At 64.3% G+C, this 25034-nt stretch carries 25 protein-coding genes and 1 pseudogene; 18 read left to right on the top strand and 8 right to left on the bottom strand.

Going from position 1 to position 25034, the window contains the following annotated elements:
• Positions 1 to 43: 43 nt before the first annotated feature.
• Genes ACM61V_RS20740 through ACM61V_RS20700 form a run of 9 tightly spaced genes read left to right on the top strand, consistent with a single transcriptional unit; the run spans position 44 to position 9637 of the window.
• Positions 44 to 1132: a catalase family protein gene (locus ACM61V_RS20740; protein ID WP_239017960.1), complete on the top strand. Its 1089-nt coding sequence runs from the start codon at positions 44 to 46 to the stop codon at positions 1130 to 1132.
• A complete protein-coding gene (locus ACM61V_RS20735) occupies positions 1083 to 1850 on the top strand; it encodes a hypothetical protein (protein ID WP_419714659.1) in 768 nt (255 codons plus the stop codon). Before ACM61V_RS20740 ends, ACM61V_RS20735 begins: the two co-directional genes overlap by 50 nt.
• On the top strand, positions 1850 to 3223 hold the full coding sequence (locus ACM61V_RS20730; RefSeq protein ID WP_066693436.1) for a Dyp-type peroxidase: 1374 nt from the start codon (positions 1850 to 1852) through the stop codon (positions 3221 to 3223). The genes ACM61V_RS20735 and ACM61V_RS20730 overlap by 1 nt, the downstream gene beginning before the upstream one ends.
• Position 3224: 1 nt before the next feature.
• A complete protein-coding gene (locus ACM61V_RS20725; protein ID WP_069319930.1) occupies positions 3225 to 3674 on the top strand; it encodes an acyl-CoA thioesterase in 450 nt (149 codons plus the stop codon).
• On the top strand, positions 3671 to 4834 hold the full coding sequence (locus ACM61V_RS20720) for a patatin-like phospholipase family protein (RefSeq protein ID WP_114688833.1): 1164 nt from the start codon (positions 3671 to 3673) through the stop codon (positions 4832 to 4834). Before ACM61V_RS20725 ends, ACM61V_RS20720 begins: the two co-directional genes overlap by 4 nt.
• Positions 4835 to 4873: 39 nt before the next feature.
• Complete coding sequence (locus ACM61V_RS20715; protein ID WP_419714658.1) at positions 4874 to 6397, top strand: TolC family protein; 1524 nt, start codon at positions 4874 to 4876, stop codon at positions 6395 to 6397.
• The gene (locus tag ACM61V_RS20710) at positions 6394 to 7410 is read left to right on the top strand and encodes an HlyD family secretion protein (RefSeq protein ID WP_174195218.1); all 1017 of its coding nucleotides are present in this window, start codon (positions 6394 to 6396) and stop codon (positions 7408 to 7410) included. Before ACM61V_RS20715 ends, ACM61V_RS20710 begins: the two co-directional genes overlap by 4 nt.
• Entirely contained in the window at positions 7407 to 8546 is a 1140-nt protein-coding gene (locus tag ACM61V_RS20705) for an ABC transporter permease (RefSeq protein WP_419714657.1), read from the top strand. The genes ACM61V_RS20710 and ACM61V_RS20705 overlap by 4 nt, the downstream gene beginning before the upstream one ends.
• Positions 8543 to 9637 carry an ABC transporter permease gene (locus ACM61V_RS20700; protein WP_419714656.1) on the top strand — a complete coding sequence of 365 codons (1095 nt, stop codon included), beginning with the start codon at positions 8543 to 8545 and terminating at the stop codon, positions 9635 to 9637. Before ACM61V_RS20705 ends, ACM61V_RS20700 begins: the two co-directional genes overlap by 4 nt.
• A 161-nt stretch (positions 9638 to 9798) precedes the next feature.
• Here the strand turns inward: ACM61V_RS20700 and ACM61V_RS20695 are convergent, their stop codons facing one another.
• From ACM61V_RS20695 to ACM61V_RS20685, 3 genes are read right to left on the bottom strand one after another with little or no spacing between them, the layout of a single operon-like run.
• Positions 9799 to 10590, bottom strand: coding sequence for an SDR family NAD(P)-dependent oxidoreductase (locus tag ACM61V_RS20695; protein ID WP_419714655.1), 792 nt, complete (start codon positions 10588 to 10590; stop codon positions 9799 to 9801).
• Between the two features lie 48 nt (positions 10591 to 10638).
• Positions 10639 to 11493, bottom strand: a complete 855-nt coding sequence (locus ACM61V_RS20690) for an SDR family oxidoreductase (protein WP_348979194.1) — start codon at positions 11491 to 11493, stop codon at positions 10639 to 10641.
• A 29-nt stretch (positions 11494 to 11522) separates the two neighbouring features.
• Positions 11523 to 12362, bottom strand: coding sequence for a DODA-type extradiol aromatic ring-opening family dioxygenase (locus ACM61V_RS20685; RefSeq protein WP_419714654.1), 840 nt, complete (start codon positions 12360 to 12362; stop codon positions 11523 to 11525).
• A 91-nt stretch (positions 12363 to 12453) separates the two neighbouring features.
• Between ACM61V_RS20685 and ACM61V_RS20680 the strand changes: the two genes are divergently transcribed.
• The gene (locus ACM61V_RS20680) at positions 12454 to 13362 is read left to right on the top strand and encodes a LysR family transcriptional regulator (protein WP_419714653.1); all 909 of its coding nucleotides are present in this window, start codon (positions 12454 to 12456) and stop codon (positions 13360 to 13362) included.
• Positions 13363 to 13576: 214 nt separating this feature from the next.
• On the opposite strand, the gene ACM61V_RS20675 is transcribed toward ACM61V_RS20680, so the two are convergent.
• Together ACM61V_RS20675 and ACM61V_RS20670 are read right to left on the bottom strand one after the other, a co-directional pair.
• Entirely contained in the window at positions 13577 to 14593 is a 1017-nt protein-coding gene (locus ACM61V_RS20675; RefSeq protein WP_419714652.1) for a zinc-binding alcohol dehydrogenase family protein, read from the bottom strand.
• A gap of 89 nt (positions 14594 to 14682) precedes the next feature.
• Complete coding sequence (locus ACM61V_RS20670) at positions 14683 to 15618, bottom strand: LysR substrate-binding domain-containing protein (protein WP_066781565.1); 936 nt, start codon at positions 15616 to 15618, stop codon at positions 14683 to 14685.
• A gap of 113 nt (positions 15619 to 15731) precedes the next feature.
• Here ACM61V_RS20670 and ACM61V_RS20665 point away from each other — a divergent pair, with 113 nt between their 5' ends.
• The 5 genes from ACM61V_RS20665 to ACM61V_RS20645 all read left to right on the top strand — a co-directional run bounded on the left by ACM61V_RS20665 (position 15732) and on the right by ACM61V_RS20645 (position 18248).
• Positions 15732 to 16526: a type 1 glutamine amidotransferase domain-containing protein gene (locus tag ACM61V_RS20665; RefSeq protein ID WP_419714651.1), complete on the top strand. Its 795-nt coding sequence runs from the start codon at positions 15732 to 15734 to the stop codon at positions 16524 to 16526.
• 71 nt (positions 16527 to 16597) lie between these two features.
• Positions 16598 to 16894, top strand: coding sequence for a putative quinol monooxygenase (locus ACM61V_RS20660; protein ID WP_419714650.1), 297 nt, complete (start codon positions 16598 to 16600; stop codon positions 16892 to 16894).
• Positions 16895 to 16904: 10 nt separating this feature from the next.
• A complete protein-coding gene (locus ACM61V_RS20655; RefSeq protein ID WP_066781563.1) occupies positions 16905 to 17084 on the top strand; it encodes a hypothetical protein in 180 nt (59 codons plus the stop codon).
• 18 nt (positions 17085 to 17102) lie between these two features.
• Positions 17103 to 17843 carry an SDR family oxidoreductase gene (locus ACM61V_RS20650; RefSeq protein WP_419714649.1) on the top strand — a complete coding sequence of 247 codons (741 nt, stop codon included), beginning with the start codon at positions 17103 to 17105 and terminating at the stop codon, positions 17841 to 17843.
• 111 nt (positions 17844 to 17954) lie between these two features.
• The gene (locus ACM61V_RS20645; protein WP_063690226.1) at positions 17955 to 18248 is read left to right on the top strand and encodes a putative quinol monooxygenase; all 294 of its coding nucleotides are present in this window, start codon (positions 17955 to 17957) and stop codon (positions 18246 to 18248) included.
• Between the two features lie 61 nt (positions 18249 to 18309).
• Here the strand turns inward: ACM61V_RS20645 and ACM61V_RS20640 are convergent, their stop codons facing one another.
• Together ACM61V_RS20640 and ACM61V_RS20635 are read right to left on the bottom strand one after the other, a co-directional pair.
• The gene (locus ACM61V_RS20640) at positions 18310 to 18834 is read right to left on the bottom strand and encodes a transposase (protein WP_419714708.1); all 525 of its coding nucleotides are present in this window, start codon (positions 18832 to 18834) and stop codon (positions 18310 to 18312) included.
• A gap of 112 nt (positions 18835 to 18946) precedes the next feature.
• Positions 18947 to 19234 (bottom strand): annotated as a pseudogene (locus ACM61V_RS20635) (IS110 family transposase); the annotation flags it as partial.
• Positions 19235 to 19455: 221 nt separating this feature from the next.
• Between ACM61V_RS20635 and ACM61V_RS20630 the strand changes: the two are divergent.
• The 3 genes from ACM61V_RS20630 to ACM61V_RS20620 all read left to right on the top strand — a co-directional run bounded on the left by ACM61V_RS20630 (position 19456) and on the right by ACM61V_RS20620 (position 21921).
• Positions 19456 to 19875, top strand: coding sequence for a GlcG/HbpS family heme-binding protein (locus tag ACM61V_RS20630; protein ID WP_063690229.1), 420 nt, complete (start codon positions 19456 to 19458; stop codon positions 19873 to 19875).
• Between the two features lie 305 nt (positions 19876 to 20180).
• Complete coding sequence (locus ACM61V_RS20625) at positions 20181 to 21320, top strand: glutathione-independent formaldehyde dehydrogenase (RefSeq protein WP_419714648.1); 1140 nt, start codon at positions 20181 to 20183, stop codon at positions 21318 to 21320.
• A gap of 31 nt (positions 21321 to 21351) precedes the next feature.
• Entirely contained in the window at positions 21352 to 21921 is a 570-nt protein-coding gene (locus ACM61V_RS20620; protein WP_419714647.1) for a type 1 glutamine amidotransferase domain-containing protein, read from the top strand.
• Positions 21922 to 22178: 257 nt separating this feature from the next.
• Here the strand turns inward: ACM61V_RS20620 and ACM61V_RS20615 are convergent, their stop codons facing one another.
• Positions 22179 to 24836, bottom strand: a complete 2658-nt coding sequence (locus ACM61V_RS20615; RefSeq protein ID WP_419714646.1) for an excinuclease ABC subunit A — start codon at positions 24834 to 24836, stop codon at positions 22179 to 22181.
• Between the last annotated feature and the right edge of the window lie 198 nt (positions 24837 to 25034).

Below are 25034 nucleotides of genomic sequence, written 5' to 3'. Positions count from 1 at the left end.
CTTGATATGTTAATGACGCCCGCCTCAATGAAAGCCGTCATCCGTGACCACCCGCCGCCCCATCGCCTATCGCGACGATCTCGAAATCGAGCAGCCCGACGAAGCTGCGCTGACGCGTGAGATCGTGGCTCGAATGGCGGCGACACAGGCTGCTCACGCAGAGCGGCATCATCATGCGCACCGAGACGCACATGCGAAGAGCCATGCGATCCTGAAAGGGCGGATGACAGTCCATCAGGATCTGCCTGCCGAATTGGCGCAGGGCATCTTCGCCCACCCTGGCGAACATGAGATCGTAGCTCGACTGTCATCGGCGCCGGGTGATATTCACAGCGATGCAGTGCCGGCCCCGCGCGGCTTTGCGGTCAAGGTCATCGGCGTTGGGGGCGAGCGCCTGTCACCCACCCTCGGGGGGGCCAATCAGGATTTCCTGATGGTCAATTTTCCAACGCTCGCCTTTGGTACGATCGCCAAATACAAGGTCATGCTGGGTCTGCTTGAAAAGAACGCGGACGCGCCTGAGGCGGCGCAGCGGCTGATCGCCGCTGCCGCGCGTGGCGTGAAGGGCGCTGTGGAGGCGCTAGGCGGCAGCCCTAATGCCACGCTTGACGGACTGGCGCGCGACCATGCGAACATGCTGGGCGAGACATTTTATACGCAGGCGGCAATCCGCTACGGCGATCATGTTGCGAAACTGTCGCTGGCGCCGGTCGGGGGGGTGGCCGAACTGACCGGACGGCAGGTCGAGGCGGGCTTCTCGACCATGCGTGACGCGGTAGTCGACCATTTCCGGCACGCCGGCGCCACCTACGAATTACGCGCGCAGCTATGCGTCGACCCGGATACAATGCCGATCGAGGACGCGGCGGTCCTGTGGGATCCTGCCCTTTCACCGCATCGCGCGATCGCAACGCTGACCTTCCCTCCCCAGGATGCCTATGCCCCGGCCAGACAGGTGCATGGCGACGACCATCTCGCCTTCAACCCGTGGAACGGGGTCGCGGCGCATCGGCCGCTCGGCGGCATCATGCGAATCCGCAAGGCAGCGTATGAATCGTCCTCCAGCCAGCGGCACAGGCTGAATGCCGTGGCTCGGCGCGAACCACGCTCGCTTGATGAAATTCCGGATTGATCCAAACCAGAAGGAGCCGTTCATGGCCGACAGTAAAGATCCCAGGCTTGATGACGAAACCCGTCTGCAAGAGTTCCGTCGCCTCGCCGCAGAAATCGCCGCCGATGCCCCCACGCTGGCCAGGATCGCGATCGAAGGCTTGATCCGCAACCACAACCCTCTGTTCAAGGGCACCGCCGGGTCGGCGGGCCGGGCCGGCCGGCAATCGGGCAATGTGTCCGAACTGACTGCAATCGCCAAACTCAAGCCTGGCGGCGGCGACCGGCTGCGTCGCATCTTCAACCTGACCGGCGGCAATTTCGACGGCGCCCAGAAAGTTTCGACGCTGCATGACATGCGTTTCGTCCTGTTCGACGACGACACGCGCATCCTGTTCGCTACGGCGTACGACGGTGACTGGGATACCTATATCAACGACTTCGCGACCAAGATCCCTGACCTGATGGATCTCTTGTTCGCCAATGTCGAAGGGTGGCCGGGGATTGCCTCGCCTGACGTGAAGGATTTCATCGCCGATCACCAGATCGACGCGGCCGGTTGGTTCGTCGCCAACCCGCAGGTGACGGTTGTGGACGTGCGGCGGCTGCAGCGGATGGAGACGGCGCTCGATGCCTTCCTCGATACAATGGCCGGCAACACCGCTGTGGACCCCGCGACACGGGACGCGCTGGCCCTGCTGTCCAGGCAGGTGTCGGTGCCGCACGGAGTGGATTACTGATGGGTATCCTCCAGCACCTCAAGGACCGCTTCCGCCCTGACCGCGTGACGCTGCAGCTGGACGACATTCAGGCGTTGATCCTGCGCGCGCGGCCTGAACCGTATGTCGGCATTCACGCAATGCTTCACGTCGACGACGCCGCGGGTGGCCGCGATCTCCTGCGAAGGCTCGCGCCGCATATCCCTGCCGCAGCAGACTGGACCGAAGAGCTGACGGCATGGACCGGCGTGGCGATCAGTCACGCGGGTCTGAAGGCGCTTGGGGTGCCCGAAGGCTCGCTCGCCAGCTTTCCTCTGTCGTTTCGTCAGGGAATGGCGGCGCGCGCCGAGCAGCTGCGTGACGCGGGAGAGAATGCTCCCGAGCAATGGGAGGAGGCGTATCGCGACAATCGCTGCCACATCGCGCTCACCATCTTCGCTTCGGATCAGGCCCGGCTTGACGAAGCCACCGACCGGGCAATGTCCGAATATCATGCATCGAGCGGCGTGACGCTGATCGGAACACATCGTTTCGGAGCCGATGCGGATGCCAAGAACCCGTTCGGCTTTCGTGACTCGGTGTCGCAGCCGACCGTCGCGGGTGCCGGGGTCGATCCACAGCCGGGGCAGGAGCGCGCGATCGCGCCGGGCGAGTTCATCCTGGGCGAGGACAGCGAAACGGGAGCGCCGCTGGAGATACCGCAGCCTGACGCGCTGGGGCGGAACGGTTCCTATGTCGTGCTGCGCAAGTATGACAGTCGACCGGGCGCATTCAACGATTTCGTGCGCGGCCAGGCAAACGATGAGGCGGCGCAGGAGCTGCTGGCCGCCAAGATGTTCGGCCGCTGGCGATCGGGGGCACCGCTGATCCTGTCGCCGACCCGCGACGACGAAGAGCTGGGCGCCGATCCGGCCCGGCGCAACGACTTTGATTTCTCGGGCGACAAGGCGGGAATTGTCTGTCCGCATGGCGCGCACATGCGCCGCCTCAATCCGCGCGGTGAGCGACTGACGATCCTGACCGACGAAAACATCCACCGGATCATCCGCCGCTCTTCCACCTTCGGTCCGAAATGGTCGGCCGACCTGACTGCTGCCGACGATGGCGAGGACGATCGCGGCATCTTCTTCATCTTCATCTCGGCACGTGCGTTCGACACGATCGAGTTTCTGCAGCAGGAATGGATCAATCGCGGTAATTTCATCGACCTGGGGAAGGAGCGTGATCCTGTGGTCGGCCTGCATGAGGAACCCGGACGCTTCACCGTGCCTGCCGAGCCGGTTCGTCGCCGTATAGACGGTGTCACCACGTACAACCGGCTGCGTGGCGGCGAATATATGTTCATGCCTTCGCTCACCGCTTTGCGATGGATCGCGGCAGGATCGTGGAACTGAGATGCCTGACCATGGTCCGGGCCGCTACGTTGAATATCGGCATCCGATCAGGGTCGGTCCGGGAGCGATCGACGATCTCGATCATGTGAACAACGCCATCTATCTCATGTGGATGCAAGAAGCGGTCAACGCCTATTGGCGCAAGACCGCGCCGCCAGAACAGGTAGAGACGCTCGCCTGGATCGCGCACCGTCATGACGTGGTCTATCACAGGCCCGCCGTGCTGCACGATCTGATCGTCGCCGTAGTGCGCGTCATTGGTCATCAAGGATGTCGTGCCCACTTTGAAACTCGCTTCGAGCGAAACGGCGAAGACGTTGCCATAGTTGAGTCTACGCTGGTGTGCATCGATCGCGGGTCCAGGCAACTTGTGCGTATTCGTCCCGATCTTGCTCAGCATTTCTATCTTCGTGACACTGAAGCAACTACGGCTAGTGGAGCCATGCGATGACCAGACAGATCCTCCGCGCCGTTACGATAGCCGCAATGGCGTTTGTCAGTGGATGTACCACGGTGGAGCGCGTGCCGTTCACCGGGGCGCAAAGTGCCGCGGCCGCTATTGCCGGTGCGCCGGAGGTCCGTTTCTGGGCGGATCTGCCGGATGCCGCGCAGCGGATGCGACCCGATGTGCCGGCCGGGCAGCCGGTAACGATGCTGGCCCTTTCGGGTGGTGCTGACGAGGGTGCCTATGGCGCCGGTGTGCTCAACGGCTGGACGCAGAGCGGCACGCGTCCGGAGTTCAGCGTTGTCACTGGGGTCAGCACCGGGGCATTGATCGCTCCCTTTGCCTTTCTGGGCAAGGAAGGCGATGCATCGATCGCCCGGTTTTACACCAGCGTATCCGCAAGGGACATCTTCCATCCCCGCTTCCCACTTGCGATACCGGGATCGACCAGTGTCGCCTCCACCGCACCGCTTGCGAAACTGATCGCACGTGAGGTGACACCGGAACTTGTAGCGCGCATCGCGGAGGAGCAGGCCAAGGGGCGCCGCCTGTTCGTCGCCACCGCCAATCTCGACGCGCAACGCAGCGTGATCTGGGATATGGGGGCAATCGCCGCCAGCATGTTGCCGGACAAGGTCGAGCTGTTCCGGCGGGTATTGCTGGCATCGTCGTCCATTCCTGTGGTGTTTCCCCCGGTGGTGATCGACGCGTCCAGCAACGGGGCGCCCGTACGCGAGCTTCATGCCGATGGCGGGACGACCGCTGGCATCCTCGCAATCCCGCCGCAGCTCGCGGTCAGCGACGCGCCGATCGGGGACGCCGCCCGGCTGCACGTCTACCTGTTGATGAACAGCAGGCTTGGCGGCGATTTTCAGATGGTGACGCCGCGGCTCGTCCCGATCCTGAAGCGCGCCTTCGCGCTCAACCAGCAGGCAGCGCTGCTGACACTGGCGGAAACCAGCTACGTCTACGCGCATCGCCACGGCATCGACTGGAACTTGACGTTCATCGGGAACGACGTCGCACCCAGCGACCGCCTGTTCGAGAAGACCTACATGCGACGCCTGTACGCCTATGGCGTCGAGCGGGGACGCACTGGTTCGTGGCGCAAGACGCCGCCCACCCCGGCCGATCTTGCCGTCGCGGATCGTCTCGATCATCAATAGAACAGAATCATCGCGGTCGTGGTTCGTCGATTGCCGCGTATGGCCGGGATGACAGAATTGACGATGATCGGGGGCTGGGCAGGGTTCGGGATGGCACGCGCGACAATAATCGCGGCATCGCTGATGCCAATCGCTGCCGGCGCGGCAGCACAGGACGTCGCCATGACGTTCGATGCGGCAAGCCGACGCCTGGAGACGACCTCGCCAGCGCTGGCGGCCGCCGACCACGCAGAAGATGCGGCGCGCGAAACGGCAGCCGCGGTAGCGACGCTCAGGCGTCCGGTCGTTACCGCGTCGGCGCAGTACATTGAATATCAGAAGACGCTGGCGGTCGATCTGACCGGACAGAAAGAGGATGCGCGCGATGCGACGCAGGATTTCCTGTCCGGCATCCCGATGACCGTCCCGCCTGCGTTTCAGCAGATTGCATCCGACATCGTGGGCAGGATCGGGCAGGCTTTGCCCGGCCTGTTCACCGCGATCCCCGACCAGCTGAACTATCGCTACCGTGACGATGTGTTCCGTCCAACGGTGCAGGGGGTACTGCCGCTCTATTCCGGCGGAGCGATACCTGCGATCCAGCGCGGCGCCCGCGCAGCCGCTGACATCGCCGCGGCGCGCGCGGCGCAAGGGCGCGACCTCGCGCAGCTCAACCTCATCCGCGTCTATTTCGGCGAACAGGCCGCTGCGGCGCTCGCCGCGTCGGCGCGGGAAAGCCGCGACGCACTCGACCGCCTGCTGTCGGACGTTCGCAAAATGGAGGCCGCTGGGGTCGTTGCTCACGCGCGCACGCTCGAGGCGCAGGTCGCGCGCGACACCGCCGAGCGAACCTGGCAGCGCGCCGCGATCGCCCACGATGGCGCCCGGGACGACCTTGCCCGCCTGCTTGAGGTGGACCGGGTACGCCCCACCACCGGTCTCTTTGTCGTCAGTCATCCGCTTGCGCCCGCGGGCAGCTTCACCGGCGGCGAGGCAAGATTACCACAGACGCGGCAGGCCGACGCGGCAGGTGCGGTCGCCCGCGCCGGCGTGGATCTTGCGAGATCGCGCTACCGCCCGCAGGCGTTCGCGTTCGGCGAATACACTCTCAACCGATCGAATGCATTGCCGACCGAGCCTGACTGGGTGGCCGGAGTCGGCGTGCGCTACACATTGCTGTCCAACGTCGATCGTCGCCATGCCCTGAACGCAGCAAAGGCAAACGCCGCGGCCGCCGACGATGCCGCGCGTGAAGCGCGCAAGAGCGCGATTACCGCGACGTTGCGCGCGTGGGATCTGGTCGAATCGGCACGGCGCGCCTTCCTGCTGACCGACAGTTCGCTCGCGGCTGCACAGGAGAATTTGCGAGTGCAGGAGATTGCGTTCCGCGAGGGAGAAGCAACGATGACCGCGGTGCTGGCCGCGGAAGCCGCCCTTGCCACGGCCCGCACGCAGCGGGCGGCGATCGCCTATGAATATGACCTCGCGCTGGCGGCGCTCCTGTCGGCATCGGGCCAACTCGATACGTTCGCGGATCATATCGCCGGCGCCGACATCCATCTGCCCACGGATGACCGCCCATGACCGATCCGGCAGTAGACGTCGATCCTGCCGCCCCCTCGCGCCGCGCGCGCTGGTTGCTGTGGATCGGCATCGCCGTCGTCGTCGTAATCGTCGGCCTCGGGCTGTGGCTGGCGAGCCGTCCCGCGCCCGAACAATGGCAAGGCGAGGTGGAGGCAGATGAGATCAATGTTGCCACCAAGGCGCTGGCTCGTGTGGAGACGCTGGCGGTGGACGAGGGCGACCGGGTCCGCCGCGGGCAGGTGATGGCGATCCTGTCGGCGCCGGAGATCGATGGTGGTCAGCAGCAGGCGCAGGCGGCGCTCGACAGCGCACGGGCGCTGCAATCTGTGGCCATCGAGGGGGCCAGGGCGGAAGACCTGACCTCATTGCGTTCCACCTGGCTGGCGGCACAGGCGACGGCCGACCTGGCCGCGGTGTCGAGCCGCCGTGCCGACACGCTTTATGCGCAAGGCGTTATCGCCGCGCAGCGCCGCGACGAGGCTCATGCCGCGCGCGACAGCACCGGCCGTGCGGCGGAGGCGACAAAGGCCCAGTACGACAAGGCACGCGCCGGCATCAGGCCGCAAAATCGCGCGATCGCCGACGCGCAGGTCCGCGCCGCCGGAGCCGCGACCGCGACCGCTGCCGCACTGGAGCGCGAGAAGCGGCTCGTGTCTCCGATCGACGGCGAGGTGTCACGCCGGTTGCTGCGCCCCGGCGAGATCGTGAGCCCGATCCTGCCGGCGTTTCAGGTGATCGACGTCGATCACCCGCACGTTGCGTTGACCGTGCGCGAAGATGCCTATCACGGACTGACGCCCGGTCGCCTTCTCGTCGGCCACGTCCCGGCGCTCGGCCGCGACCTACGGTTCCGGATCAGCCACATTGCGCCGCAAGGCAGTTTCGCGACATGGCGCGCCACGCGCCAGTCGCGCGGCTATGACGTCCGCGCGTTCGAGGTCACGCTGAAACCCGAAGGCGGGGCGCAAGGGTTGCGGCCGGGCATGAGCGTCCTGTTCGAACCGCCGGCGTGACGCCCGCGATGGTCACCCTGTTTAATGCGTGCCGGGCCGAATGGGGCCGCATCATTTCGACGCCCGTCGATCTGGCGTTGCTGACTGTCATGCCGCTAATCTTGCTGGGCGCGATGGCAGCGATGCTATCTGCAGGATCGCCGCACCATTTGCCCACCGTCATTGTAGATCGTGACGGCGGCGTGCTGGCCCGGCGCATCGTGCGCGCCATCGACGCCTCCCCAGGCCTGCGGATTGTCGGCCGGGTGCCCGACGTTGCTGCCGCGGTGACGATGATGCGGCGCGAACAGGCGGTCGCCGCCGTGGTGATCCCCCGGGGCGTCGGGACCCGTAATGCCGGTCGCGCCCCGGTCGAGATATTCCATCAGGCGGCGTTCCTGTCGACGGGGGCACTCGCGGCGACGAACCTGCGCGTTGCAGTCGCCGCCACGCTGGCGCAGTACGGGGCGTCCACCCACGGCTTGGCGGGACTGGCCGCGGTCGATCCGGCGTTGCTGCCCGGCGTGCAGGTGACGGTGCTCGGCAATCCATCGCTCAGCCTGGAATGGTATCTAGGACTGCTGCTGGGCCCAGGGGTGTTGCACCTGTTGATCGCGGTTGCCTGCGTGGGAAGCATCGGGGTGCTGATGAACGATGGCTCGTTCGCCGCGTTCGCCGTACGGGGTGGCGTTGCGGCAACGCTGGCCGGGCGGCTTTCTCCTCATGTGATTGCGGGAACGTTCTGGGGTGTTGCGTGGCTGCTGTGGCTCACGCTCGCACAAGGCTATCGCGCAGACGGATCGCTGCTGCTGATCGTGGCGGGGCAAGCATTGCTCTTCGTCGCCACCGCGGCGGTCGCGCTATTGCTCGTCGCTGCAACGCGCAGCATTGCCACCGCCTTGTCGGGCGCTGTCATCGTTGCGGGATCGGCGCTCGCCTATTCGGGCGCTTCGCTGCCGATTGATGGCGCGGGCCTGTTCGCGCGGGTCTGGCACCAGGTGTTGCCGCTGACCCACTACATGACGCTGCAGATGGATCAGGTGCTTGGTGCCTCCGCCGGGCCGTTCCTGAAGGCAGCGGGAACGCTGCTGCTGTATCCGCTGGTCGCAGGCGGCCTGGGCATAATCCTTATCCGCCGTGACCGGGAAGGCCGATGACGTTTCGAGCGGCTCTCGAACACACGCTATTGACGATCGTCACGACGCGCGATCTCCTATCGCTCGCGATATTGTCGGTGCTGCTCTATGCCTTCTACTATCCAGCGCCCTATGCGCACCAGTCCGCCCGCGCGCTGCCCGTGGTGGTTGTGAACGGCGACGGCGGGACCGCCGCGCGCCGCCTGCTCGACGATCTTGGCGAAACGCGCAGCGTCCGCGTCGTCGGCGAGGTTCCCGACATGGTCGCAGCGCGCGGTGCCGTGCGTGACCGGAAGGCGGACGGCATCCTGCTGATCTCGCGCGATTTTACCGGCGGCGCGCTGACGGGTAGAGGTACGACGGGCATCGCATTGTGGCTGAACGGGACGTATCTGCTGCGTGCGCAGAGCATCGGCACCGGCGTCGCCGCGACGCTGGCCGGCGCGATCGACCGCTGGCGCGCGGCGCAAGGCGGTGCCCGGCTTGCGGCGATGCCGACGATCCTTGTCCACCCGTTGTTCAACACCACGCTCGGCTACCGCGACTACATTTTCCCGGCGGTCGCCAACATCATCCTGCAGCAGACGCTACTGCTCGCCTGCGCCCGGCTGATGGCGGAACGCCAACGCCGCAGGGAACGGCGGATGTCCGTCGCAGCCGCGCTTGGCATGTGGGCGGCATGCACCCTTGTCGGCGTGCTGTCCGCCTTGCTCTATTTCGGAATGATCTATTGGATCCAGGATATCCCGCACGCTGGGGCGCTGCCGGCGCTCCTCGTCGCAGTTCCTGTCTTTGCGGCAACCGTGGCGGCGCTCGGGCTGTTGCTGGGTAAGTTGTTCAACAGCGGCGACGATGCATTGAAGATCCTGTTGCCGACATCTGTGCCGCTCGTGTTTCTAGCGGGTTTTGCCTGGCCACTCCACGCAATGCCGGGCTGGCTTTCTGCGCTCGCCTGGTTTTCCCCCGCCACCTGCGCCATGCATATTTTCGTTCCTTTGAATCAGATGGGTGCAAGCTTGGAGGACGTATTTGGTCCACTGGCCAAGCTTATGGCACTCTTGGCGCTTTATGGAGGGCTGAATATCTGGAGTAGCACCAACAGCGCGCGTTGAATTTTTCAACAGCCACGGTCGTTTTTCTGGCGGTCTGGCTTTCCGTTTCGCCACGCTCGACAAGCAGTTCGGGAAACGGCACCCGCCTTGCCGTCTGTCGTGCAACTCGCGCATTGGTCGTGTTGGCCGCCCTTTCCAATCGGGATGGGACAAACTGAAAGTCAGGCGATCGTATCCACCACACCGCCGTCAACGCGTAGCGCCGCACCGGTGGTCGCGGACGCCTGCGGAGAGGCGATATAGACGCACAGGTTGGCGACTTCCCCGACCGTGGCAGCACGCCGAATAATCGAGGACGGTCGGTGCGCCCTGACGAAATCGGCGCCGGCCTCTTCCAACGATTTGCCCGATGCGACCGCGTCCGCCAGCATCTCGGTCACGCCCTCCGACAACGTTGGACCGGGAAGAATGGCGTTCACCGTCACGCCCGTGCCCGCCATGCGCTTGGCCAGCCCACGCGACAAGGCAAGGTCGGCCGTTTTGGTCACGCCGTAGTGGATCATGTCCGCCGGGATGTTCAGGCCGGATTCCGAGGACAGGAACAGCACGCGACCCCAGCCTTTGTCCCGCATCCCCGGGAGATAGGCCCGGGACAGGCGTACGCCCGACAACACGTTGACCCGGAAGAAGCGCTCCCATTCCTCATCGAGTGTCTCGAAAAAGTCCTGCGGGCCGAAGATGCCGGCATTGTTGACCAGGATGTCGACCTCCGGAAGCGCGGATACGATGGCATCGCATCCGGTTTCCGTTCCGACGTCTCCGGCCACACCGCGCACATCGGCATCCCCGACCTCACGCTTCAGCTTGGCAACAGCCTCCTGGGTGCGGCTCTCGTCGCGCCCGTTCAGGACGACGATTGCCCCGGCCGCCGTCAACCCCTTCGCAATCGCAAAGCCAATGCCGGCCGTCGAACCGGTCACGAGCGCCGTCTTGCCGGAAAGGTCGATGTTCATGCGCTATCTCCAGGGATGGCTTTTTAACCGTCGGAGGATTGCGTAACGTCAGCCCTGCGCGGCGAGTTGCGCCCGCACGGCGTCGGCCAGCGGCGTCGTCGGACGTCCGATCAGCTTCGAGAGCTGATGGCCGTCATCGAACAGCGCGCCGTTCGAGGCATCGACGTCCCATGCCGCAACTCCCTCGGCGAAGCCCTCGGGCAGGCCCACCTGCTTCAGGATCGCAGCGTATTCGGCCTGCGGCAGGTCGCGGTACGGGATGTCGCGGCCGGTCTGGCGCGATATCTCGGCGGCAAGGTCGGCGAGCGTCACCGCGTCGTCGCCGGCCAGCTCATAGGTCTTGCCCTCATGGCCGTCGCTGGTCAGCACGATGGCTGCGGCTTGGGCATAATCGGCGCGGGTCGCGAGCGACAGGCGTCCCTCGCCAGCGCTGCCGACGAGCGCGCCATTCTCCAGGGCTGCGGGAATCGAGCCGGTGTAGTTCTCGGTGTACCAGCCATTGCGCAGGAGGGTCGTCGGGATACCGGAGGACGCCAGCAGCGCTTCGGTCGCACGGTGCTCCTCGCCTAGGCTGATCGGCGATCGGTCGGCGTGCAGCAGGCTGGTGTAGACGATACGCTTGATGCCCGCCGTCTTGGCGGCCTCGATGACGTTGCGGTGCTGTGCCTCGCGCTGCCCGACCTCGCTCGACGAGATCAAGAGCAACGTGTCGATCCCGGCCAGTGCCGGAGCGAGCGTCTCAGGCTGCGCGTAATCGAACGCGCGTGCCTCGACACCCAGGTCGCTGGCCTTTTCGGGCGAGCGCACCAGCGCCACGATCGGCTCGCCGGTCGACTTGCGCTTCAGGCTTTCGATGACGAGGCGGCCGAGCTGGCCGGTCGCGCCGGTGACGGCGATGGTCATGATAATTCTCCTTCAGTGACGCGGTGAGATCAGTTGAAACGGAAACCCGAGATGGCGGTCGACAGCACTTCCTCGGCATAGACCCGGGCGCCTTCGCCTTCGGCCGCGCCGGCCGCGACCATCAGGGGCAGCAGATGCTCCTCCTTGGCGGGCGGATGGGCGAACCGCGCCGATGGCGCATCGGCCCAATGCGCCAGACGCTCGGCTCGCTGCGCACCATCCAGTTCCATGCTCTCGGCCAGCCACTGGTCGAACGCCTGCGAGCCGGGCGTCGAGCGCGGGTCGCCATAGGCGCGCATGTTGTGGAAGCTCATGCCCGAACCCAGGATCAGCACACCTTCCTTACGCAGCGGCGCGAGGGCGCGCCCGGCAGCGACATGGAGGGCCGGGTTCAGCCCCCGCTCGACGGACATCTCGATCAGCGGAATGTCGGCATCCGGAAAGGCCACCTTGAGGGGCACGAACACGCCGTGATCCAAGCCCCGTTTCGCGTCGACAGACGAGGGGATGCCCGCATCCTTGAGCAGGGCCGCGGCACGGGCGGCGAGCGCGGGCGAGCCTGGTACGTCGTAGCGCAGCTGATAGGTATGGGGCGGGAAGTTGTAATAGTCGTAGATCAGCTCGGGCCGTTCGGCGCCGGTCAAGGCAAAGCCGTCCGTCTCCCAATGTCCCGAGACGACGAGGATAGCCTTAGGCTTTTCGGCGAGCGCATCCGGCAAGCTGCGCAGGAACGCTTCCATACCGCTCCACACGCCGCGCGGATCGTCCATGAAGAAGCAGGGGCCGCCGCCATGCGGGATGAAGTAGGTAGGCTGGACGCTCATGGTCATACACTCCGGTGCAGGCGCCACGGAAGCCGCCTGGATCATTGTTCGATCTGTTGACCGGGATATGTGCCCACTATCGCGCAATGATAATCTGCCACGTAGAAGAGTCAGCTTCAACCACGGGTAGGAAATCATGGCGGATCGGTTGACGGGTATGGACGTGTTCGTAAAGGCGATCAGGCTCGGTGGCATCTCTGCTGCCGCACGCGATCTGCACATGTCGCCGGCGATGGCGGCCAAGCACCTAGACGCCCTCGAAGCGCGGCTCGGCACCACGCTGGTCCAGCGCTCGACGCGTCGGCTGTCGCTGACCGAGGCAGGCACGGACTATTTCGAAAAGGCCGAACGTATCCTGATGGAGATCGGAGAAGCCGAGGCGGAGGCATCGTCGCGCTCGATCACCGCGCAGGGGCTGCTGCGCGTCAGTGCGCCCGCCACCTTCGGCGTTCTGCACCTTGCCTCACTCATCCCTGCTTTCTCCGCACGTCATCCCGAGGTGACGATCGAACTGAGCTTCAACGATCGTTACGTCGACCTGCTGGAAGAACGTTGGGATGTCGCCGTACGGATCGGGCGCCTCGCCAACAGTGCGCTTCTTGCCCGCAAGCTCGTGGCGATGCGCGTCGTGTTGTGTGCCGCCCCCTCTTATTTGGCGAGGCGGGGAACGCCAACCCGCCTGGCCGATCTCGGCGATCACGATTGTCTGGGCCACACCAACGCGTCGCTTGCAGGAACGACATCGTGGGCGTTCGGCAAAGACGGGACGATCAAGGTGCCGATCTCAGGATCGATGTGTTCCGACAATGGCGAGGCCTTGGTTCGCGCGGCCATCGCGGGCCAAGGGCTGGTCTATGGGCCACGCTTTATTGCGGCAGAGGCGCTTCGCGCCGGCCAATTGAGCGAGCTTGAGCTGGACGAGCCGCCTATGATGCTGGGAGCGGCATATGCCATCACACACCCGACGCGGCGCCCCGCCGCCAAGACGCGGGCGTGGATTGACTTCTTAGCCGAAGCACTCCCCGCTCTTGGCACCGATTGGTGAGATGTCGAGCTAGCAGACGTCCCGAGTTTTCACCCGAGGACCGCGTCTGCTATCTCGAACCATCACGGTCTTTTACGATTGTAGATCAGTGACCCAGCGAAAGCGACGCCCACAACCGCACGTGGCTGGCATCAATAACGCCGAGGCTTGGTCCCTTTCAGTTGGTGCAGCGGGGGCCGCGGGCGCGACGGACGTTGAGTGAGCGTGAACCGCATCACTGCCAACCCTCGATGACGATCTTGCCGCGTGCGGTAGTGCTCTCAAGCGCCTGGTGCGCGCGCTTGAGGTTCGCGGCGTTGATGGGGGAGAACCGTTCGGTGAGGGTGGTGCGCACCTCACCGGCGTCCACGAGGCTGGCGATGGCCGACAGAATCTGACCCTGCGTTTCCATATCAGCGGTCTCGAACATGGACCGGGTGAACATAAACTCCCAGTGGGTCGACACCGACTTGCGTTTGAACGGTACGACATCGAGCGTCTTGGGGTCGTCGATGAGCGCAAAACGTCCCTGCGGGGCGATCAGCTCGGCGATCTGCTCGATATGCTCGTCGGTGTGCGTGGTCGAGAAGACGAAAGCCGGCGCGCCGATGCCCAAATTCGCCACTTGCCGAGCCAGCGGCTGGCGATGATCGATGACATGGTGCGCACCGAGCTCACCCACCCAGGCCTGCGTTTCAGGGCGCGAGGCCGTCGCAATGACGATCAGCTCGGGTACTTGGCGAGCAAGCTGAATTGCCATCGAGCCTACCCCGCCAGCACCCCCGACAATCAACAGCGCATGTGCTGCACCGGCTACAGGAGTACGCACGGACAATCGCTCGAAGAGGGCCTCCCACGCGGTGATCGCCGTCAGCGGCAACGCCGCTGCCTCTGCCCAATCGAGGCTGGCCGGCTTCTTCCCGACAATGCGCTCATCGACCAGGTGCAACTCGGCGTTAGTCCCATCGCGGCCGATGCTGCCCGCGTAGAACACCTCGTCCCCGGCTTTGAAGTCGTTCACGTCCGGGCCGACGGAACGAACGACACCAGCGGCATCCCAACCCAGCACACGCCAGTCGCCGCGGATCGGACCCGAGCCGCTGCGGACCTTCGTATCAACCGGGTTTACCGAGACGGCCTTCACCTCGACGAGGAGATCGCGCCCAGTGACTACGGGATCGGGAAGCTCGATGTCGACGAGCGATTCCGCACGATCGATCGTGCCGTGCTGCTGATAAGCTACTGCGCGCATGATAAGTCCTGTCGTTTCAGAGGCTATATAGCGATACTTGGTGAGTCGGGGGATATGCACAACCGCCGTTGCCGGTCCGACAGCGTCCCTCAGGCTGGCGACGGCGTGGCTGCCGCTGCCGTCTTTCCCTTGAGATCGGTGATGACCTCGCCGATCAGCGTCCGCAGCCAGCGGTGTGCGGGATCGTGCCGGTAGCGGACGTGCCAGGCCATCTCGACGGGGAAGCTGCCGAGGTCGACCGGGGCCGGCAGGATCTTCAGCCGAGGGTCGTGCATCAGCCGCCTGCAGATGAGCGAGGGCAAGGTGGCGCAATAGTCGGTCACCGCCACCATCTCCGCGACCGCGAAGAAGTTGGTCACGGAGATCGCGACGTCGCGCTTTAGCTGCTGCTGCGCCAGCGCCTGGAAGAGCCCGGCGCGCATCCGTCCGGGCGGCACGATGTTGACGTGCTTCATCGTCTCGAACTGCTCGCGCGTCATGGCATCGCCGACGTCCGGATGGTCGGCGCGGACGGCGCAGGCGAGCCCCTCGTCCATCAGGTGCTGGACGACGAGGTTGTCGGGCGGGTCAACGATGCGGCCCAGCACGAGCGCCGTCGTGCCCGACACGACGCCCGTCTCAACGAGATCGTTGCCGTAGGGGGTCAGGCGGAGCTTAATGCCGGGTGCGACTTTCTGCAGTCGCGCCACGACCGCGGGGACGAGGACGAATTCGACATAGCCGTTCGGCGCGATGGTGAAGAGGCGTTCGGCCTGTGCGGGGTCGAAGGCCTGCTGACCGAGGACCGCGTCGTCGAGCTGGGCAAGTGCCTCGGCGATCAGCGGCGCGAGTTCTAGCGCGATTGGGGTCGGCTGGATGCCGTAGCGCTCGCGGACGAACAGCTGGTCCTGAAGCATTAGTCGTAGACGCGATAGGGCGTTAGACAGGGCGGGCTGTGTCATGCCCATGCGCTCGGCGGCCCGCGTGACGCTGCGCTCCTCCATCAACGCGACAAAGATCGGCAGCAGGTTCAGATCATAGCGCACGCAGTTATACTGTCATACTTATATCTGAAATCAAGAAGATAAACTTCTAGAATATGTCAACAAGGCCCATTTCTCATCCATCGGCGACGGACGCCGCGAACATGGAGGTTCAGATGAGCAAGGGACAGGTTCTCGTTCTTGGATCGAACGCGACGCAGATCGGTCTGCGTGGCGGTGGTACCGCGACGGTCGGTCAGTATCTCAACGAGACGGCGGTCCCCGCGCTGGCTCTGCTCGACGCCGGCTATGATATTGTTCTCGCCACGCCCAATGGGGCCAAGCCACACATCGACGCCGTCTCCGTTTCGGTTGATCATTTTGGCGGCGATGAGACGGCATTCCAGCGCGCCAAGGACTTTTTTGCCAGCCACCCGGCGATGAACGACGTCCGCGGCTTGCGCTCTGTCGTCGAGGGCGGCCTGGACGGCTTCGTCGGAGTGTTCGTGCCGGGCGGCCACGCTCCCGTCGTCGACCTGATGCAGGACCACGACGCGGGCACGATCCTCCGTCACTTCCACATGGCGGCCAAGCCGACCGCGCTCCTCTGCCACGGACCGGTAGCCGTTGTCGCTACGCTCGACGATGCTCCGGCCTTCCGCAAGGCGCTGGAGGAAGGCGATGACGCCGGGGCGGCCGACCTGGCGCGAGACTGGATCTACTCGGGCTACCGCATGACCGTCTTCTCGGCGAGCGAGGAGAAGATCGCCGAGGAGCAAGTGCTGAAGGGCGAGCTCTTCTTCGACATGGAAAAGGCGCTGCGCTCGGCCGGTGGCGACGTCTCTGTCACCGACAAGAACTTCGCTTCGAATGTCGTCGTGGACCGGGAGCTGATCACGGGTCAGAATCCGGCGTCGGACCAAGCCATGGCCGACGCTTTGATCGAAGCCCTCGATCGCGCCGCTGCGTGAGTACCAGGATGACGGGCGGGGCGCTCAGGATGCGCCCCGCTTCGGATATAACCAGGACAGGATATGGTGCCATGACAGCCAACGTGAAGATCGTCGCCGTGCTCACCGCCCGTGCGGATACCGTCGACCGCCTGCACGCTCTGCTCGACGCCATGTTAAAGCCGAGCCGTGCCGAGCCGGGCAATTTGCGCTACGATCTCTGGCAGGACCAGAGCGATCCGAACCGCTTCGTCCTCGACGAGCTGTACGCGGACGCGGATGCAGTTGCCGCCCACCGCGCGACGCCCCACTTCCAGAACTACCTCTCTGAGATCGGCGATCTGGCCGAGCGCGCCGCGTTCGTCCTCAACCCCGTCTCCGCGACCTGAGGGTGCTGCCATGGGCAAGCTTAAAGAATGGGTGGGGTCGGCGCTGCTGGCACAACCGTTCTACGTAGAGGAGCTGCGGATGATCGGCCTGTTGGCACCTGCGCTTCGCCTGGGCCTTATTGGCCTCGTTTATCCACGCGGCGGCTACCGCTGGCGCGGGGCCGCGATCCAGCGGAAAATCAACATCTGAAATCAAGGACACACAGTCATGACCAAAGGCATCGAAGGCAAGGTTGTTCTCATCACCGGCGGCAGCACCGGTATCGGCGCGGAAACCGCGCGGCTTCTCGCTGAACGCGGCGCCAAGGTGGCCATCGCCGCACGGCGCAAGGACAAGCTCGACGAGGTCGTCGCGCAGATCGCCGAGAACGGCGGAACGGCAGGCGCCTATGCGCTTGACGTCACTGACAAGTCGGCGGTCCAGTCCGTCGTCGCCGCGATCGTCGCCGACTTCGGCCGTCTCGACGTACTGATCAACAACGCCGGTCTGATGCCGATCCGTCCGATGGCCGAGGTCAACACCGACGAGTGGGACCAGATGATCGACGTCAATTTGAAGGGCACGCTCTACGGCATCGCCGCGGCTCTTCCCGGCTTCCTGGAGCAGGGCAGCGGCCACATCATCAACCTGAGTTCGGTCGCCGGCATCAAGGTCTTCGCCCCGGGCGGCACGGTCTATTCCGGCACCAAGTTCGCCGTCAGCGCGATCAGCGAAGGTCTTCGCCAGGAGGTGGGCGAGAAGGTCCGCGTCACGTCGATCGAGCCCGGAGCCGTCGAGAGCGACCTGAAGTTCACGACGTCGGGTACGGCTGCTGAGACGGTGCTGGACTTCTACAAGCAGGCCATCCCGGCGGCATCGGTGGCGCGTGCTATCGCGTTCGCTGTCGAACAACCTGATGACGTCGACATCAACGCGATCGTCATCCGGCCGACCGCACAGCAGTTCTGATTTCGACGAGGAGGCGGGGCCGCGTGTGCTCCGCCTCATAGGGAACGTGCCGGCCCGCTCGTCCGTTACTTTGCCGAATGATATCTGTCCGTTTCACTTGAGGAGTGATTTATGCCCAAACTTGCCCTGTATGTTCCACTGAAGGCCAAGCCCGGAAAGGAGCGCGATGTCGCCGATTTCCTGACCTCGGCATTGCCGCTCGTTCAAGCTGAGCCGGGCACTCTGACCTGGTATGCCATCGAGGAAGGTCCCGGTGCATACTCGATCTTCGATACGTTCGACACGGAGGAGGATCGGCAGGCCCATCTTGACGGCAAGGTTGCCGCCGCACTGATGGACAAGGCGGACGAACTGTTTTCCGAACAGCCGCAGATTCACAAGTTCACCCTGCTGGCCGCGAAATAGCGGGAGCAGTCGGCACCCTAGCGCTTCGCTCTCATCGCCCGCGTGGGGGCAACTGTGATGTTCACCCGAGGGCGATAGGCTGTCGCTTTCGGATCATGGCGTTGAGGATGACGAGGAGTTGCCGTGCGACGGCGATGAGTATCGTCTTGGGCGCCTTGCCCTTGGCGCGCATCCTGTCGCGCATGGCGGTGAGGACGGGGATACGGCGTGAAGCGTTGAGGGCGGCGATGTAGAGGGCTTCGCGGACCTTGCGTCGCCCACCCCATATGCGCCTGACGCCGCGCCATGTCCCGCTCTCGCGGGCGTGGGGTGCGAGGCCTGCGAGCGAGGCGATCTTGCGGCGGCAGAGGGTGCCGAGTTCGGGAAGTTCACCGAGCAGGGTGGCCAGGGCGGTAGGTCCGATGCCGAGAACGGCGTTCAGCAGGCGTGCCTGTTCGGCCAATGCCTGATCCTGGGCGATGAAGCCTGCGATCTGGCGGTCGAGCGTGGCGATCTGCTGGCTGAGCAGGTCGATCATGGCTTCGATGGCTTGTGCGATTTCGGGCTGACCTGCGCTGTGGCGATGCAGCTTTTCGGCTTTGCGCATGTCGACCAACTGTCTGCGGCGACGCAGGAAATCGGCCAGGCGCGAACGGGCAGGGCTGAGCGGGATGGTAGCGGGCAGGTTCAGCGCCGCCCATCTGCGCGAGCACGCGGGCATCGACGCGGTCAGTCTTGGCCAGCGTGCCGGTGGCTCTGGCGAACTCGCGGGCCTGACGCGGATTGACGCGCGAGAAGGGATGGCCGCGTGTCGCCAGCGCAGCGATCAGGTCGCCGTCGCAGCCGCTGGTCGCCTCGAAGACGAGGCGGATGTCGCGGTCGAGCGTGTCGAGCCAGACGGCGATGGCCTCGGGTGTATTGGCGATCTGCCCGATCCGGCCTGATGGCAGCTCGCAAATGTCGATGACGGCACGCGAAAGGTCGCAGCCGATGACGGCTTGTGGCATGGTATAGGCTCCTGTCCATGTCGTGCGGGATCAGCAGTCCCAAGCAACTGTTCAGGGTTGTGACCAACGCGGAAGGGACCCTTGCTCCCTATCGGGCTCCAGACCCTCGGGGGGACGGGCTCCCTTCCGCAACACCTTCATACCACCGTCGCATCAGACAGGGGGGGGGAAGGCGGGGCGGTGTTGAGCGGTTTTCCCCGAACTGGCCACGGAGACACGTCATGCACACCATCCAGACACTCGACCTGAACGACGCGCGGACGATCATCGATGCGGGGATCGCGGAGGCCGAGCGGATCGGCAGCCCGTCGAACATCGCGGTGGTGGACGCGGGCGGCTGCCTCCTGGCGTTCGCGCGGATGGACGATGCGTGGCGCGGCAGCGTCGACATCGCGATCAGCAAGGCATGGACGGCGCGCGCGTTCGACGTCGAGACCAAGGCGCTGGCGAAGCTCGCCCAGCCGGGCGCCGACTTCTACGGCATCCATGCCTCCAACGGCGGCAAGGTGATGATCTTCGCCGGGGGCGTGCCGATCAAGGAGGGCGAGACGGTGATCGGCGCGGTGGGCGTGTCGGGCGGCAACGGCAAGCAGGACCAGGGCGTGGCCGAGGCGGCGGCGCAGGCGTTCGCGCGCGGCTGAGCCCTTGAGCGCGGTGCCGGGCGCGGCGGTGCCGGCTCAATCGACAGCGGCGGGCGCGCCTCGCGCTCGTCGCGGGTCGCCTCCGTTTAGCACGTTATTCGGCCGTTCTGGCCCGGTCATTCAGAAAGCGGCCGTGAATCCATTTCAGGATGGCCCCAACGCGACGGAACCTCTCCGGTGGCGGAAGATTGAGTAAACTGCGATCACTTGAAAGGTGCCAAGTCCTCCGCCGTTGCTATGAACAGGATCATGACCACGCTCCCGATCTGATGACGCGTTGAAAAGAGCTGCGAAAGGAAAGATCCGTGAAAGCTGTCGTGTACAACGGGCCCAAAGATGTTTCTGTTAATACCATTGACGATCCCAGGATCGAAAAGCAAACCGATGTTATCATCCGGCTCACCACGACCAATATCTGCGGGTCGGACCTTCACATGTATGAAGGCCGTACCAGCTTCGAGAAGGGCAGGGTCTTCGGCCACGAAAACCTTGGCGAGGTCATCGAAGTCGGTTCTGCCGTAGATCGCATCAAGAAGGGCGATCGCGTGTGCATGCCGTTCAACGTTGGTTGCGGCTTCTGCGAAAATTGCGAACGCGGTTTGACGGGTTTCTGCCTCACGACCAACCCTGGAACCGCCGGCGCAGCGTATGGCTTTGCCGAGATGGGTCCGTGGCAAGGTGGTCAGGCCGAGTTGATGCGCGTCCCTTATGCGGACTTCAATTGCCTGAAGCTGCCTGAGGACGCTGAGGAGAAGGAGGATGACTATGTCATGCTCTCCGACATCTTCCCGACGGGGTGGCATGGCGTCGAACTGTCAGGTTTCCTTCCTGGCGAAAGCATTGCGATCTACGGCGCCGGTCCGGTCGGTTTGATGGCCGCGCACTCGGCGGAAATCCGCGGCGCCTCTCAGATCTTTGTCGTCGATTCTCACGATGACCGTCTGAAACTGGCCGAGGCGATGGGTGCTATTCCGATCGACATGCGCAAGGGCGATCCCGCCCAGCAGATCCTTGACGCGACCGGCGGCCTCGGGACCGACCGGGGGGTCGAGGCGGTCGGATATCAGTGTTGCGATCGCCACGGCAAGGAGCGCAGCAACTACACGATGAACTGCCTCGTCAAAAGCACGAAGGCCACCGGCGGAATCGGCGTCGTCGGCGTGTTCATTCCGGAAGACCCGAACGCACCTGACGATCTCCAGAAGGAAGGCAAGATGGCGTTCGACTTCGGCAACTTCTGGTTCAAGGGCCAGAAGATCGGCACCGGCCAGTGCAACGTAAAGCACTACAACCGGCGACTGATGAAGCTTATCGAGAAAGACCGGGCCAATCCCGCCCAAATCATCTCGCACCGACTGCCGCTTGATCAGGCACCAGACGCCTACAAGCACTTCGACGAGCGCGATGTTGGCTGGACGAAGGTCGTGCTCAAGCCGGGCACCTGACCTTAGTCTTCGAGGGAACAGGAAATAGATTATGACTTTGGAAGGCAAATCGGTTGCCATTCTGATCGCACCCCGCGGGACGGAAGAACCAGAATTCTTGAAGCCCAAGCAAGCTGTCGAGGACGCTGGTGGCGAAGTGACCGTGGTCGGTTTTGAACCGGGCGAGGCTCGCACAGTCAATAGCGATCTTGACGAGGGCGCCAGCTATACTATCGACAAGACGTTTTCCGAGGTGCAAGCCGACGATTTCGACGGACTTGTTGTTCCCGGAGGGACTGTCGGTGCCGACAAGCTGCGCGGCAGCGTCGAGGCAATTGGTTTCATCCGGGCTTTCTTCGATCAGAAAAAACCTGTTGCGGCTATATGCCATGCACCCTGGACATTGATCGAGGCGGGCGTGCTTAAGGGTCGCACCTTGACGTCCTACCCGACGCTGAAGGTCGATATCGAGAACGCCGGCGGTGCATGGACCAATGAGGAAGTCGTGGTCGACAACGGCCTTGTTACCAGCCGCGATCCCAATGATTTGCCCGCCTTCTGTGCCAAACTCGTTGAGGAAATCGCAGAAGGTGTGGGCGCAGCGCTGGAAGCAGGGAATTAGCGCGGGGCGTTTCGACGAAACCATGTGAGAGCCCTCTCCCTGGAGAAGGTCCGCACAAAGCAAGCGTGGCGGATGGCCAGCGATTGGCCGTCCGCCACGCCGCGTATCACGCGAGCACGGCGCATCTGACGGACACTCAAACCCTAAGCCGCGTCAACCGCGGTGACACATCGCAAGCTCCCGCTTCCAGATTCGACCCATTCCAACGTGTGGTCGAGATGCACCTGATCGAACGTGCGTTCGGCCAGATTTACGACCTACAGCGCCGCCTTGAGATAGCGGGCGGTGAGACTGCCTTCCGCTTCCGCAACGACGCCAGGGACGCCGCTGGCAACGATACGGCCCCCATCTTCCCCGGCCCCCGGTCCCAGGTCGATGATCCAGTCCGTCTGCGTGATGGCGCGCATGTCATGTTCGACGACTATGACGGTATTGCCGGCGTCTACGAGACCCTGCAGGTGTTGCATCAGCCGGTCGCCATCGGAGGGGTGAAGCCCCGAAGTTGGCTCGTCGAGGATGTAGATCGTGTTGCCGCGTTGAGCGCGTTGCAGTTCAGTCGCCAGCTTGATGCGCTGCGCCTCCCCGCCAGACAGCTCGGTCGCCGGCTGACCGAGCCGCAGATAGCCAAGACCGATCTCCCGCAACACGTCGAGTGAGCGCATCACAGATGCCTCGCCAGCGAAGAAATCGCACGCATCGTCGACCGTCAGTTCGAGCACCTGGGCGATATTGCGCCCGTTCCATTCGACTTCGAGCGTTTGCGGGTTGTAGCGAGAGCCATGACAGGTCGAGCACGGGGCAAAAACGCTCGGCAGGAACAGCAGCTCCACCATGACGTATCCCTCGCCCTCGCACACTGGGCAGCGGCCTTGCGCGACGTTGAACGAGAACCTTCCCGGGCTGTAGTGCCGCCGGCGGGCGAGCGGCGTATCAGCGAAGATCCGTCGCACATGGTCGAACATGCCGCTGTAGGTGGATAGGTTCGAGCGCGGCGTGCGGCCGATCGGTTTCTGATCGACCCGCACCAGCCTGCGAACATGCTCCATGCCTGCGACAATACGCCCTTCAGTGTCGTTCTGCGCAACATCGAGCAGCGGATCGATATCCTCCTCGGCCACGGGGGACCCGCCGAGGTGTCCCGTGACGAGCTCGGGCAGCGCCTGACTGACAAGACTGGATTTGCCCGATCCCGAAACGCCGGTGACAGCGGTGAAGCAGCCGATGGGAAACTCGACGTCGAGACCATGGAGATTGTTCCGCCTGATCCCTTCCAGGCGTAGCCATCCCTTGGGATCGCGCGGTGTGCGCTCACTGCGGAGCGGCTCTGCGAACAGGTAGCGGCGGGTGATCGAAGTCTCGACGTCGGCAAGCCCCTCTATCGGCCCGCTGTAGAGGACTTCACCGCCCTTTTCCCCAGCTCCTGGCCCGACATCGACGAGCCATTGCGCGCGGCGGATCACGTCGAGATCATGTTCGACGACGAACAGGGAGTTGCCCGCCGCCTTGAGACGCTCGAGGATGGTGAGCAAGGCTTCGCCATCTGCCGGGTGCAACCCTGCCGAGGGCTCGTCAAGCACGTAGACCACGCCGAAAAGCTGTGACGACAATTGCGTGGCAAGCCGCAAGCGCTGCAGTTCTCCGGAGGAGAGCGTCGGCGTGCTGCGGTCCAGCGGAATATAGCCAAGGCCAAGATCGATCAACGGGTCCAGCCTCTCGATCAATTCGCAGGCAAGGCGTTGGGCGGCGATCCGCTTCTCGTCGGAGAGATTGGGCGTGCGGCGTACGTCGGGCGCGCTCTTGTGCGCCGAACCTCCTGCCGCGACCCTCCGTTCGACCGCCGCATCGCGGGCCGCCTTGCCGAGGACATGGCCCTTCGGGACCGCCGCGGCGCCCCCATATTCGCCATGCGCGACGGGCGTGAGCAAGTCCCGGAGTTTCAACATCGTCAGATCGCCGAACTCGGCGATGTCGAGGCCCGCGAACTTCACGGACAGGGCTTCGCGCTTCAGGCGCTTGCCGTCGCAGGTCGGGCAAGCGCGTCCGATGATGTATTGCGAGACGCGCTTCTTCATCAGCGCGCTTTTCGTGTTAGCAAAGGTTTCCAGCACATAGCGGCGCGCGCCGGTGAAGGTGCCCTGATAGCTCGGTTCCATGCGGCGCTTCAGCGCCACGCGGGTCTGTTCGGGCGTCAGGCCCGCATAGACCGGCACCGTCGGCGTCTCTTCAGTGAAGAGAATCCAGTCGCGATCCTTCTTCGGCAGATCGCGCCACGGCGTATCGACGTCATAGCCGAGCGACACGAGGATATCGCGCAGGTTCTGGCCATGCCATGCCGCCGGCCAAGCGGCGACTGCGCGTTCCCGGATCGTCAGCGTGTCGTCGGGCACCATCGTTTCTTCGGTCGCGTCATAAACGCGCCCGATGCCGTGGCAGGTCGCGCAGGCCCCCGCGACCGTGTTGGGGGAGAAATCCTCCGCATAGAGCATGGGTTGATGGCGCGGATATTCGCCGACGCGCGAATAGAGCATCCGCACCAGGCTGGAGAGCGTCGTTACGCTGCCGACCGAGGATCGCGCGTTGGCCGAGCCGCGCTGCTGCTGCAACGCGACCGCAGGCGGCAAACCGTCGATCGCGTCGACCTCCGGCACGCCGGCCTGGTCGATCAGGCGACGGGCATAGGGCGCAACCGATTCCAGATAACGCCGCTGGGCTTCGGCATAAAGGGTGCCGAACGCGAGCGATGACTTGCCCGAGCCCGATATGCCGGTGAACACCACGAAGGCGTCGCGCGGTACATCGACGTCAATATTTTTGAGGTTATTCTGGCGCGCGCCACGAACCTGCACGCAAGCGGGCGGCCCCGCATGCCCATGATCGGTGGCCGGCGTCGTCGCGTGAATGTCCTTGCTCTTCAATTCAGTCTTCCTGCCCTATACTCCTGTGCGGCCCGTGGTTCATCACAGTCGGGTAACACATGAATGCATTTCCGACTCAATACATCCAACGGCCAGGCTGGCCCTATGTTCGGCACCTTTGAAATATTTCTCCAGCATTGGACAAAGGTTCCGACAAAACCATTTTTCCCGTTGGGTCGCGCGACGAGGCCACACGCA

It is taken from the genome of Sphingomonas sp. TX0543, assembly GCF_048565505.1.
GTDB lineage: Bacteria > Pseudomonadota > Alphaproteobacteria > Sphingomonadales > Sphingomonadaceae > Sphingomonas.
This window is presented reverse-complemented; position numbering and strand designations above follow the sequence as displayed.